General features: G+C 55.6%; 11 protein-coding genes. 6 read left to right on the plus strand and 5 right to left on the minus strand.

Annotation, left to right across the window (positions count from 1 at the left end):
- Nucleotides 1–38: 38 nt before the first annotated feature.
- Nucleotides 39–716, plus strand: a complete 678-nt coding sequence (locus OVA03_RS09145) for a DUF6946 family protein (RefSeq protein ID WP_267523882.1) — start codon at nt 39–41, stop codon at nt 714–716.
- An 8-nt stretch (nt 717–724) separates the two neighbouring features.
- Here OVA03_RS09145 and OVA03_RS09150 read toward each other — a convergent pair whose 3' ends face one another.
- The 4 genes from OVA03_RS09150 to OVA03_RS09165 all read right to left on the minus strand — a co-directional run bounded on the left by OVA03_RS09150 (nt 725) and on the right by OVA03_RS09165 (nt 4,717).
- Nucleotides 725–2,776 (minus strand): glycoside hydrolase 43 family protein, encoded by a 2,052-nt coding sequence (locus OVA03_RS09150; protein WP_267523884.1) that lies wholly within the window; start codon nt 2,774–2,776, stop codon nt 725–727.
- Nucleotides 2,777–2,962: 186 nt separating this feature from the next.
- Nucleotides 2,963–3,742, minus strand: coding sequence for a 3-hydroxybutyrate dehydrogenase (locus OVA03_RS09155; protein ID WP_324290995.1), 780 nt, complete (start codon nt 3,740–3,742; stop codon nt 2,963–2,965).
- Between the two features lie 42 nt (nt 3,743–3,784).
- The gene (locus tag OVA03_RS09160; protein ID WP_267523887.1) at nt 3,785–4,165 is read right to left on the minus strand and encodes a phasin; all 381 of its coding nucleotides are present in this window, start codon (nt 4,163–4,165) and stop codon (nt 3,785–3,787) included.
- Between the two features lie 144 nt (nt 4,166–4,309).
- The gene (locus OVA03_RS09165) at nt 4,310–4,717 is read right to left on the minus strand and encodes a Tat pathway signal protein (protein WP_267523889.1); all 408 of its coding nucleotides are present in this window, start codon (nt 4,715–4,717) and stop codon (nt 4,310–4,312) included.
- Between the two features lie 143 nt (nt 4,718–4,860).
- Here OVA03_RS09165 and OVA03_RS09170 point away from each other — a divergent pair, with 143 nt between their 5' ends.
- The 3 genes from OVA03_RS09170 to OVA03_RS09180 are packed head-to-tail and all read left to right on the plus strand — an operon-like array spanning nt 4,861 to nt 8,164.
- Nucleotides 4,861–5,781, plus strand: coding sequence for a response regulator (locus OVA03_RS09170; RefSeq protein WP_267523891.1), 921 nt, complete (start codon nt 4,861–4,863; stop codon nt 5,779–5,781).
- 32 nt (nt 5,782–5,813) lie between these two features.
- The gene (locus tag OVA03_RS09175; protein WP_267523893.1) at nt 5,814–6,962 is read left to right on the plus strand and encodes a hypothetical protein; all 1,149 of its coding nucleotides are present in this window, start codon (nt 5,814–5,816) and stop codon (nt 6,960–6,962) included.
- 38 nt (nt 6,963–7,000) lie between these two features.
- Nucleotides 7,001–8,164, plus strand: coding sequence for a hypothetical protein (locus tag OVA03_RS09180; protein WP_267523897.1), 1,164 nt, complete (start codon nt 7,001–7,003; stop codon nt 8,162–8,164).
- A 65-nt stretch (nt 8,165–8,229) separates the two neighbouring features.
- Here OVA03_RS09180 and OVA03_RS09185 read toward each other — a convergent pair whose 3' ends face one another.
- Nucleotides 8,230–10,395, minus strand: coding sequence for a prolyl oligopeptidase family serine peptidase (locus OVA03_RS09185; protein WP_267523898.1), 2,166 nt, complete (start codon nt 10,393–10,395; stop codon nt 8,230–8,232).
- Between the two features lie 225 nt (nt 10,396–10,620).
- On the opposite strand from OVA03_RS09185, the gene OVA03_RS09190 reads away from it, so the two are divergent.
- Both OVA03_RS09190 and OVA03_RS09195 read left to right on the plus strand, forming a co-directional pair.
- On the plus strand, nt 10,621–11,241 hold the full coding sequence (locus OVA03_RS09190) for a hypothetical protein (RefSeq protein ID WP_267523899.1): 621 nt from the start codon (nt 10,621–10,623) through the stop codon (nt 11,239–11,241).
- Nucleotides 11,242–11,247: 6 nt separating this feature from the next.
- On the plus strand, nt 11,248–11,553 hold the full coding sequence (locus OVA03_RS09195) for a winged helix-turn-helix domain-containing protein (protein WP_420710421.1): 306 nt from the start codon (nt 11,248–11,250) through the stop codon (nt 11,551–11,553).
- Nucleotides 11,554–11,641: the final 88 nt, after the last annotated feature.

Consider the following 11,641-nt stretch of genomic DNA (forward strand, 5'->3'; position numbering starts at 1 on the left):
TGATTGCTTAACAGCATTGGTTCGGGCATGGACGGCGTATGAAACCTGATAGCCTGATCCGTATCCATGTGCCCATTAAGTGTCCTGAGGACGTTATCCCTCATCTGGGGGCCGCAATCCACTGGAAGGAAGGCCGCTCCGCCAAGTGTCTGGCCGACAGTTGGTTCGCGGCCAATGCTATCCCAAATTCAGTGGCTGACGTTTTGAAAGGGGATGCAGTTTTCGCTGATGCGCGGCTGATTGATGCCTTTTTAGAGCGAGGCGTCAGGCTTCAGGATGGCGGGCGACCCAGTCAGACTGACCTCATGGCTATCGTAGCGTTGAAAGACAAGATCGGTGTGCTGGCAATCGAAAGCAAGCTCGATGAAACCTTTGGGCCCACGATCGCTGAGTGGCTGACGCCCACGCCCAGTTCTGGAAAGCTGAAAAGACTTGAGTTGTTGGGTGAACTTCTGTGTATCGATCCTGAGCCACATGGGGCGTTGCGATATCAACTCTTACATCGCACGGCATCGGCGGTGCTTGAGGCCAAACGCTATATGAGCGGCGAAGCCGCCATGGTGGTACAAAGCTTTTGCCCGAACATAAGCGGGTTTAGCGATTTCTCAGCCTTTGTTTCGGCTCTGGGACTTGGGACTGCCGTTGTCGGCGGCATGACTGGGGCCAAGGTTTGTGGCGGCGTGAACCTGAGACTGGGTTGGGTGGCTGAGCGATAGCCCACTGCCTACTCCGCCGTCCAGATAAACCGCACCCCGTCCTTGCCATCAGACTGCGGGCCAGGGCTGTCGGCGGTGATGACTTGCGTTTTCGGATCTAGGCGCAGGAAACGGTGGTTGACCAGCGACATCAGGGCCAACTCACCCACCGGGGTCTCAATCCACTGAAAGCTTTGCGCTGTGACGGGCGTGCCGGATTTCAGGCTGACCGAGCCATTGTCCGCCACGCTGATATTGCCATCGCCAGTTTTCAATGCCGCCCTGCCCAATCCCATGTCGATGACCTCAAACGGCACTGGTTGTCCGGGCACCAACGCGCCGCCTTTGACCGACAGGCCCGCCGCTGACTGATCGCTTTTCAGGGTGATGGTACGGCCATAGGGGATCGGTTTCATCAGCCCCTGCGGATAGGGTTCATGGATATCGACGGCATCAAAATCGGCATGGCCGCCTTCAATACCTGATGTGTTGTAGTTAAACAGGCTATAGCGCACGCCCTGAAAGGTCTTAAGCTGAAAGACCATCGTAAAGTCGGCACCTATCGGAGTGAAGGTTTTGCCATCGGTCGAATAGCTGAAACGGGCCTTTTCGGTCAGGAAATTACAATCGGCCCGCAGCCACACACGGGTCGCGGTGATCCTGACCCGCGCGGCCTTGCCGGTCTGCTGATCATGGTGGGCGAGCGCCAGACCGGTTGCGGTTTTTTCAACCCCGATCCACGCATAGGGCCGGTTCAGAAGCGCTAGCCCTGCCACATCGCCATTTTTTAACCCGCCGGTTTCCAGAATAGCGGTCGGCGTTGACATTGGCCCTATGGCGCGTTGGGTCAGACTGTTTTTGGCCTCCCAGAACGATTTCGCAGACAGGGATTTCAGGCGCAGATATCCGGGTCGCTCGGTCAGTGACCATTTGCCATCCACCGGCACATGGTTCCATTGCCAGATGGGTTTGAGCGCCGCACCGGAAAACGCATCACTGCGTTCATAAGGCACACTAATGGGCTGTGGTTCGGCGGTTTTCGGCTTGACCCAGGTGCGCGGATTACGCCCCAGATTACCGGGTAAACCGAAGTATGGCCAGCCGTCTTTCCAGGTGATCGGCGACAGTGCCACAAGCCTTCCGATCGAATTATAATCCATCATCGAAAAGCCCCACCACTCGCCGGCGGGGGTCTGAACGATACCGCCCTGATGCAGCGATAAGCGGCCATTAGGGGCGGGGTTTGGTGGGTTGATCACATAGGGGCCGGTGTCACTTTTGGCCCACATATCACCCAACCGGTGGCCTTCCATCATGCCGAAATCTTCGTCGATGCTGATGGCCGGATTGACCTCATAGGGCCCCCAGATGTTATCGGCGCGCGCGGCGGGCATCTTCATGCGGTCCATGTACCAGGCGCTGGTGATATAGTATTTGCCATCGAACTTATAGAAGTGCACGCCTTCGCCCATGCCGGCGTTCGGGGGGATGATTTCCTTTTCGGTGCTCTCAATAATATCGGTCAGGTCATCGCTCAGTTGCGCCATGCGGATGCCCTGATAGCCCCAGATGGCATAGGCCTTACCGTCGTCATCAAACAGCACCGACAGGTCGTGCATGGAGCGCTTCATTTCGGTGCGCTTCCACGGGCCTTTTGGGTCGGTGGCGGTGAAGATCTGGGTTTTCTGGCCGTTCACATTGCTGAAGATATAGAACGTGCCATTGTTATAGCGAAAACTGGGCGCCCAGATACCCTGACCGTAGATGCTCTTGCCGTCCTCAAGCCGAAACTGTGGGCCAAGGTCGAGTTTGTCGAGTGCGTAGGATACAAATTCCCAGTTGACGAGGTCTTTGGAGCGCAGGATCGGCAGGCCCGGCATGGTGTGCATAGTGGTGCCGGTCAGATAGAACCAATCACCGACGCGGATCATGTCGGGGTCGGAAAACTCATCGTAAAACAGCGGGTTGGTAAAGGTGCCGTTGCCGTTGTCAGGCGTCCAGGTTTTTGGTGTTGTTTGCGCAAACGCAGGTGCGGCCATTGCACTCAATAGCGCAGCTATGCACACCGATTTCCAGACCATATTCGCTCTCCCTGATGTTTGCTTTTGCAGCTTATCAGAGGAGACTAAATGGCTGGAAACCAATGTGCAATTTAAAAGTCTGACAATACCTATCTTAACTTACAACGGAAAGTACACTGAGGCTGCTCTCAAAGAGCGAAGCGTTAGAGCAACGCTTCTAGGGCGAAGGACTTTTCGTTGAGACCTCTACGCCGTCCAGCCGCCGTCGACCGAAATATGCGTGCCGGTAATCGACTTGGCGGCATCCGAACACAGAAAGGCGAAGGTTTCAGCGATATCGTCTTCGTCGACGAATTTCTTGGTCGGCTGAGCGGCCAGAAGCACGTCCTTAATGACCTGTTCCTCAGTAATGCCGCGGGCCTTGGCCGTGTCGGGGATTTGCTTTTCGACCAGCGGGGTCAGCACATAGCCGGGGCAGACGCAATTACAGGTAATGCCGAACTCTGCGCCCTCAAGGGCAATCGTCTTAGTCAGGCCTAAGATGCCGTGTTTGGCGGCGACATAGGCCGACTTGAACGGTGAGGCGACCAGCGCGTGGGCCGATCCCATATTGACGATCCGGCCCCAGCCCTTTTCTTTCATGGCCGCAAAGCTGTGGTGAATGGTGTGGTAGGCCGAGGTCAGGTTGATGGCGATAATGGCATCCCACTTGGCGGCGGGAAATTCTTCAATCGGGGCCACGAACTGGATGCCGGCATTATTGATCAGGATATCGACCCCGCCCAGTTTCGATTGCGTGGTTTTCACCAGATCCTCAATCTGATCCGGCTTGGTCAGGTCGGCGCCGTGGAAGCCGACCTCGACGCCGTAGTCCTTGGCCATAGCGGCGCGGATGGCCTCGATCTCGGCAGCATCGCCCAGCCCGTTGAGCATGACGTGGGCCCCCTTGGCGGCGAGCGTTTTAGCCACGGCCAAGCCGATGCCGCTGGTGGAGCCGGTCACCAGGGCGGTTTTACCTTTAAGCATGATTTAGTCCTTTAGAATGGGGAGGTTGAGGACAGGTAGACTCTATTCAGTGGGTGGCGCTTCACCAGAGGGGGGAGCTGTGACGTCACCCTTGACGATGGCCTTGGCATTGGCTGCGGTATTAAGTGCCTGCTTACCGCATTGTTCGACAAACTGCATGGTCGTGCGGGCCTGATTTTCGGAATATTTGACGCAGGTTTGCGTCCATTCTTTTTGCAGGTCGGTTAAGCCTTGCGGATCACGCACGGCGGAGGCCTCTTTCATCAGGCGCACCGCATCCTCGGCAAAGGCCGTGGTCTGGGAGGCGTAACGGTGCGATGAGGCGGTGATCATCTCAACCAGATTCAGCAGGCTGCGCGTCGCAAGCTGCTGCTGCGCACCCATAAGTTTCAGGCCCTGCTCGAATGGTCCGTGGTTAGTCATGGCGCAACCTTTCCCCATAAGGTGAAGCGAAAGGGTATGTTAGAGCGCATCCCCAAAAGTGTGAAGCGGTTTTTGGATCAGATGCGCGACAAACGAAAGCCCATGTTCGCGTCCGGAAAGGGCTTTTTCGTGGCAGATGCTGGATTAGTTTATCATCATCGTGCCGAGCAGCACGGTGGCTCCAGAGCGTTTAAGCACCTGGTCGGTCGCGGCCTGAAGCTCACGGGTAATAAAGCCCGGATCGACCAGGCTGTTTTCGCGCAGACGCAGGCCATAGGACTGGATCCGGCTGACATAGGCATCGCGCAAACGCGGAATATAGGCGGGCACCAGTTCCGCCAGCTTCGGGTCTTTGACATCAAGGCCCATCTCAATGGTCATGGTGGAATGACGCCCGTCGCGTCGCGGGATAAACACGCTGATCGGTGTCAGTTGGGTAAAGCTGGGCCCGCCGCCCTTTTTCTTTTCCTTAGGCGCACTGGCCAGAGCCTGTGGTGCGACCGAGGCGAAGACTGGGAAAAGCAAGGCAGAGATAAGGGCGCGACGTTTCATGGAATTCACACTAGCAAACCTTGGTTTATTTTGAGTAAGCCATCATGCTTAATTTCAATTAACCCTGATTTATCAAGGCTTAAAGCTTGAATTAACAGGTTTGCTGTAGTCTTTTACGCATCTGCACAAGATCATACGGGCTAATGTCAAACCTGACCTACCAAACCCTGCGCGCGCAGCGAAAAATCAATCCCGCGACGGTGAATATACTGGTCGTTGAGGATCATGATGCCTCACGCCGTATGATCCTTGAGCTTCTGCGCGGCGCCGGTTTCACGCGTCTGCTGCCTGCCCGCTCGGCCGAAGAGGCCATCGGCTTTCTGACCTCGCACAATCCTGACCTGATGCTGCTCGACTGGGAATTGCCGGGTATGTCTGGTGTTGAACTGGTTCTGTCCTTGCGTCGGGCGGCGGTGGAAGAAGACCCGCGCTTTCTGAATCCCAAAATGCCGGTACTGATGCTGACCGGTCGGCAAAAATCCCAGGACGTGACCCATGCCCGCAACTGCGGGGTCGATGAGTTTGTCATCAAGCCGTTCTCAACCGCCGGCCTGCTAAAGGCCGTACTGGCGACCCTGACGCGTAAACGCAATTTCGTCGTTTCGGCCAATTATATCGGCCCGTGCCGTAGGCGTAAGACCCACACAACCTATCAGGGGGTTCTGCGACGGATCGACGATATTGAGCAATCCGCCGATAATGTGCAGCGCGAGATATTCCAGCAAACCCTGTCGGTGGAACTGAATTCCCTGCGGGTTCTGATGCAGGCCCGCGGCGGACTGGACAAGAAACTGCTCGATTACATGGTCGGGCGGATCATGCATGCGGAAAAGCGCGCCCACGCACTGCGCCTTAGGTTGATTGAGCAGGCTACACACTCTTTAAACGATTATGCGGTAGCATTGGGCGAAGATACTGACCCCGAAGTGGTTGATATTCATATCGATACGCTGACCCGGTTGAATACCATCGACCTCGCCGATCACCGTGAGGCCACCAAAACCGTGCAGCATCTGGAACGACTGGTATCCAAGCGTAAAAAACACCGCAAACTGACCGCTTAAGAGCCCTGAACATGAACGCAGCCGCCCGAAAAATGAACGATAGTACAGCTGGGATGCAGACAGCGACCGGGCGTGACGTGCGCAATCTGGCCAGCCTGGGGGAGACGGCCTCGACCAGCCGGGTTTTAAATCTGTCGCAGATCTATCTGAGCAGTTCCAAGGACAAAGACTATCTGATGAAGCCTTTTTTCAAGGACAGTCAGATGAATAAGGCGATCTTGGTCAAGCACACCCTGCGCTCCAATGAGCGGATGTTGTTTTCGCGCCATCGCCGGACCGCCACCAAAGTCATCCTGCCGTTTGATCCGAACGACCTGAAACTGGGCGGACGGTCGGTGTTCGTCAACCAGATCGGCTTTGACAGCTTTGCCCGCAGCTATTTCAACACCGACGATTTCAATCAGAACTATGACGTTCAGGTCTTAAAATTGCTGGATGTTCTGCCATCGCTCGATCCGTTTCTGGTGCGTGAACACCTGTCGCGCAGTGGCTATAAACCGGCGACTTGCTATCTCAAAATCTCACCGGTCGATGTCCAGCAGATGATCGGCTTTGCCAATGCTGAGATTGAGCGCCTGGTGATCACGGCCTTTGGCGAGGCTCTGCAATATCGCTCGGTCAAGCTGGCCGGCAAGATCCTGTCCAATGAACTGGATAAGGAATTGTGGCCACTCCGGGCGACCCTGCGCATGACCGACGAAGAATTCTCGGACGGTATTTTTTCATGGCGCGGGTTTTTGTACTTCAAATGGCGTCATATCGAGCTTCAGGAAGAAATGCGCAAAGTGCTGGACGGGCTGGCTAATTATCAGCCTTACAACACTTCAGAAGACAGCCTTAAAGAGTACCTCAAGGAGGCCCGCCCGCGTCTGGCCCGCAGCATCGTCGAGGCCATAAAGCGCGTCGGGCGTACGCTGGCCGTCTATGATCAAGCCTATGCCGCTCTGGTCGAACAGAAAAATCCCAGCCCTTTCCGTCACTTTCTGCTGGATGGACCCAACCTGTTTTATGAATTGGGCGAAAATATCGGCATTCTGGGCCACATCGGTTCCTTCTGGAAATACCGCATGGTCCAGAGCGGTCCGCACATGCGCATGTCGGCTCCGGAATATGTCGATGTTCTCATGGATTTTGAGGACAGCCTGCTCAACATCACCCAACATGACAGCGTGGCCTTTTAGGATGACCGCGCCCCCCTTATAGTAACAAAGAGTACCCTATGGCCGCACTGGCAAAAGCCTTAACTCAGAGCCATTTCAAGACAACGCGCGAAGTGCGTAATCTTGGCAATCTGACCTATACCTCGGCCACCAGCCGGGTGCTGAACCTGTCGCAGGTCTATGTCTTTTACGCCGATGATCCGACCTATAAGGAACAGCCGTTTTTTGAGAACAGCCAGCTTAACCGCGCCATTATTCTAAAGCACAGCCTGCGGGTAAATGAGCGCGGGCTTTATCACAATCAACGCCGTCAGGTGACCAAGGTCATTTTACCGTTCGACCCCCATGATCTGCGTCTGGGCGGCCGGTCATTCTTTATCGACCAGATCGGCTTTGATCAGACGCTTAAGACCTATCTCAACATGGACGATCCGGCCAAAAGCCCGGACGTGCGCATCCTGAAATATCTCGATCAGTTGCCGTCGCTTGATCCGTTTCTGGTGCGCGATACGCTGGCGCGCAAAGGGGTCAAGCCCGCGCTATGTTATCTGCGTCTGTCTTCAGCCGATCTGACCCGTATGGCCAGTTTCACCAGTGCAGAGATCGAGCGTCTGGTGCTGGAAGCGATCGGCGTTGATGCGGGTAAGGCGTCGCTGAAACTCGGCAACAAGATTTTATCGGATAAGCTCGACCTCGAACTGCGGCCGCTGCAAAAGGCGCTCGGCATGTCGGACGAAGAATTCCGCGACGGCATATTCTCATGGCGCGGATTTCTGTATTACAAGTGGCGGCATGTCGAGCTTCAGGACGAACTGCGCGAAGTTCTGACGGGCTTGGGTTCCTACCAGCCGTCGGGATCGTTCGATGAACTGACCAAGGAGTATTTGCGCAAGGCCCGCCCACGGATTGCGCGCGGCGTCGTCGATACCCTGACCCGGGCCGGGCGCACCCTGCACAGCTATGACACCGCCTACAACGCTCTGGTCAAAAGCCGCGATCCGGCACCGTTTCGCCGGTTCCTGTTTAACGGTTTGAGCCTGTTTGCGGAACTGGGGGAATCGATTGGCACCCTCAACCACGTCTCGTCGTTCTGGTCGTTCCGGATGCAAAAGACCCAGAATGGCCGTAAGCAGCTATCGAGCGCGGAATTTGCCGATATCATGATGGATTTTGAGGCCAGCCTCGCCCACGCCATCAAGAACCGCCATAATCAGAATAATTAGACATCGCGGATAAAGTTTTGGGCCCAGGATAATATCCTGAGCCCAAATACTTTTCCGCGTTTGATTTACTTATCCATCAGCTTTTGCATCAGGTAAGTATACTCAATAGCATTGCGTTTGGCGGTTTCGCGTAAGTTTGCCGCCGCCGCATGGCCGCCGTCGATGTTTTCGTAATAGAGGAACGGCAAGCCCATTTCCTGCATCTTAGCCGCCATTTTGCGAGCATGACCGGGGTGAACGCGGTCGTCCTTGGTTGAGGTCACAAACAGCGGTTCGGGGTATTTCACGCCGGTTTTCAGGTTGTGGTAGGGCGAGATCGATTTCAGGAACGCGCCTTCGACCGGATCAGCCGGATCGCCGTACTCTCCCATCCAGGACGCCCCGGCCAGCAGGGTATGATAGCGCATCATATCGAGCAGCGGCACCTGAATGACGACGGCATTCCACAGGTCAGGCCGCTGGGTCAGTTGCACGCCCATCAACAGCCCACCGTTCGATCCGCCCATGATACCCAGACGACGCGGCGAGGTCAGCTTGGCCGCGATGATATCTTCGGCCACCGCCTGAAAATCATCAAAGATGCGCTGACGGTTGGTTTTCAGCCCCGCCTCATGCCACTGGGGGCCGAACTCACCGCCGCCACGGATATTGGCCAGCACATAGGCGCCGCCGTTTTCCAGCCACAGCTTACCCATGCCGCCGGAATAGGACGGGGTCATGGCGATCTCAAAGCCGCCGTAGGCATAAAGCAGCGTTGGGGTATTGCCATCCAGCTTGGTATCCTTACGCGCCACAACAAAGTAAGGCACCTTGGTGCCGTCTTTGGAGGTTGCCCACCGTTGCTCGACCTTAAGGCCCTCAGCGTTAAAGCGCGCAGGGCTGGACTTTATCTTTTCGGCCTCACCGGTGGCCGCATCGGCGCGGTAAAGGGTCGAGGGCTGGATGAAGCCGGTCGAATAGGCGAAAATCTTATCGGAATCGTCATCGGCCGATGACACCGATAAGGTGGCATTTTCCGGCAGTTTTATGGCCTTATACGACCATGCGCCGCCCTTAAAGCTGTAGCTTCTGACTTCGCCGGTCACATTGGACAACAGTTGCAGGACGATGTGGTTTTTGGTTTGAGCTATACCTTCAACAGACTGGTGGGCATCGGGCGTAAACACGGCCACCGGCTCGATGTTTTTCGGGTCGCTCAACCCGGTCTTGAGGTCAAACGCAATCACGCTGCCGGAGGTGAATGTCGTGCCCTTGGCACTGGTCCAGTTATCCTTGAGGCTGTAGACCGCCTGGCCTTCATAATAGGCCGACATTTCCGAGGTCAGCGGCAGAGGGAAGCTGACCGGGCCGTCAGACGTGATGAACTGATCGATCACCTCAAAAAAGGACGGGCGGCGGGTCTGCATGTCCATGACGTAGTTGCCGTCGATGTCACGCAGCACAGAGCGGTAGGCCATCATGTCAGCTTGGTCGCCACGGAAGATTTCCTTGGCGTCCTCAAGTTTTTGGCCGCGTTTCAGTTCGCGCGTGACAAACGCATAACCGGAAGGTGTCACCTCCCCCGGCGTCCATTCGCGCGACACATAAAGCGTGTCCTTGTCTTTCCACACCACGACCTGCTTGCCTTCAGGCAGGTCGAAGCCGCCCTTCACAAATGACTTAGTGAGCGTGTCGTATTCGCGCACGGTGACGGCATCCTTGCCGCCGTTCGACAGGCTGATCAGGCAGCGAGTCTCATCCGGCGGCAGGCAGTTTGAGCCCTTATAGACCCAGTTTTTATCTTCGGCCTTGGACAGGGCATCGATATCGAGGATGGTTTCCCACACCGGCTTATCGGCGGCATAGGCGCTCCAGTCCGTGCGCCGCCAGATGCCGCGCACATGGTCGGTGTCCTGCCAGAAATTATCGACCTTACCGCCCTTGGCAAAGCCTGGTGAGGCGATGCGGTCCTTGGCCTCAACAATTTTGAGCACCGCCTCGCGGTTTTTCTCAAAGCGCGGGTCTTTCATCAACTGGGTCAGGGTGCGGTCGTTCTGGGCGCGTACCCAGTCGAGCGCTTTTTCGCCTTCAACCTCTTCCAGATATTGGCGCGGATCGGAAGCTTCGGCGGCAGTCGTATTTTGTGTGGTCATTTCAGCCCTGACAGTCGCGGGCGAAAGCACACCCATTAGCATGCACAGGCCCAGAAACGCGCCCTTATGAGCGCCGGAGAGGAGTTCGGTCTTAGTCATATAGGATTGCCCAGCCTTACTGCAATGAAAGCCATACCCTTATACGCACAAATGGCGGACGGGTTCGTTGGGTATGAAACTAGAGCGTTCGGTGTGATTTTGGCAAGATAACAAATACGTAATGATCGCTGCCAAAAAAGAACTTTACAAAATAAAGTTCTTTTGCAATTATACCTTCATGCTCACCTTGAGCGGGAAAATCATACGGCAAGGAGGCCGCGTAACATGTCAGATCCTTTGACGCTGAAAAACGATATCGACTATATGAAGGCCCTGGCTCAGGATGGTGGCCGACGCCCAATCATCAACGGCGGGTCCTTATTCTGGGCGGGCATCACGTTTGGGGCGGCCAGCCTTATTCACTACGGTTTCTGGACGCACATGATCCCCCTGCCCAATCCGTGGTTTATTGCCGTCAACTGGCTGGCAGCCGGGTTACTCTATGCGGTTCTAGCCATATTGAGCATCCGCAGTTCGATCAAAAAATACGGTCACGGCGGGACTATGAATGTCGCTATCGGCAACATCTGGTCAGGCATTGGCTTTGCGATTTTCGTCATCGCCATGTGCCTGATTGTGGCCGGCACCCACATGGAGCAGATGGAGGCCACTCTGTCCATGCTGGCCCCGGCGATCCTTGTGCTATATGGCCTCGGCTGGTGGATCGTGTCGGCCATTTCCGGTCAGGGCTGGTTGAAGTTTGTCTGTTTCGGAGCGTTTTTGGGGGCGGCAGGCACCTCCTTCATGGCGGGTGAGCCTGAGCAGTTCCTGGCCTATACGGCGTGCCTGATCCTGTTTGCGACCGTGCCGGGTCTGATCATTATGCTACAGGCGAAAAAGGCGTAAGCGCTGATGGACGATTTTAATATCGAGCGTATCGACGATGTCATCCATGGGCGGTTAAGGCTGGGGGTCATGGCCTATCTGTCGACCGCCGGATCGGCTGATTTCACGACCCTCAAACAAAAAACCCAATCCAGTGACGGCAATTTGTCGGTGCAGCTGCGCAAACTGGAGGAGGCCGATTATGTCGAGATATCTAAGGCCTTTGTCGGTAAGAAACCCCAGACGACCGTAATCCTGACTGAAACCGGACGCGCCGCCTTCGTGGCCTATCTTGAGGCCATGCGTAAGCTGATTGATGAAGCGTCTTCCTGACCGAAATCTTATCCCTGATCATTGCGTCCCTGTAATCATCAGAAACTTGAAAGCCTCCGGTCGATCCGGGGGCTTTTCTTTGTTTGGA

Origin of the sequence: Asticcacaulis sp. SL142 (assembly GCF_026625745.1) — a bacterium.
In the GTDB taxonomy this organism is placed as follows: Bacteria; Pseudomonadota; Alphaproteobacteria; order Caulobacterales; family Caulobacteraceae; genus Asticcacaulis.

What these genes read in the sequence shown, in the direction of transcription:
- OVA03_RS09155 (WP_324290995.1), bottom strand. Translation starts at nt 3,742, where the DNA reads ATGCTTAAAGGTAAAACCGCCCTGGTGACCGGCTCCACCAGCGGCATC.
- OVA03_RS09185 (WP_267523898.1), bottom strand. Translation starts at nt 10,395, where the DNA reads ATGACTAAGACCGAACTCCTCTCCGGCGCTCATAAGGGCGCGTTTCTG.
- OVA03_RS09170 (WP_267523891.1), top strand. Translation starts at nt 4,861, where the DNA reads ATGTCAAACCTGACCTACCAAACCCTGCGCGCGCAGCGAAAAATCAAT.
- OVA03_RS09150 (WP_267523884.1), bottom strand. Translation starts at nt 2,776, where the DNA reads ATGGTCTGGAAATCGGTGTGCATAGCTGCGCTATTGAGTGCAATGGCC.
- OVA03_RS09180 (WP_267523897.1), top strand. Translation starts at nt 7,001, where the DNA reads ATGGCCGCACTGGCAAAAGCCTTAACTCAGAGCCATTTCAAGACAACG.
- OVA03_RS09145 (WP_267523882.1), top strand. Translation starts at nt 39, where the DNA reads ATGAAACCTGATAGCCTGATCCGTATCCATGTGCCCATTAAGTGTCCT.
- OVA03_RS09175 (WP_267523893.1), top strand. Translation starts at nt 5,814, where the DNA reads ATGAACGATAGTACAGCTGGGATGCAGACAGCGACCGGGCGTGACGTG.
- OVA03_RS09190 (WP_267523899.1), top strand. Translation starts at nt 10,621, where the DNA reads ATGTCAGATCCTTTGACGCTGAAAAACGATATCGACTATATGAAGGCC.
- OVA03_RS09195 (WP_420710421.1), top strand. Translation starts at nt 11,248, where the DNA reads ATGGACGATTTTAATATCGAGCGTATCGACGATGTCATCCATGGGCGG.
- OVA03_RS09165 (WP_267523889.1), bottom strand. Translation starts at nt 4,717, where the DNA reads ATGAAACGTCGCGCCCTTATCTCTGCCTTGCTTTTCCCAGTCTTCGCC.
- OVA03_RS09160 (WP_267523887.1), bottom strand. Translation starts at nt 4,165, where the DNA reads ATGACTAACCACGGACCATTCGAGCAGGGCCTGAAACTTATGGGTGCG.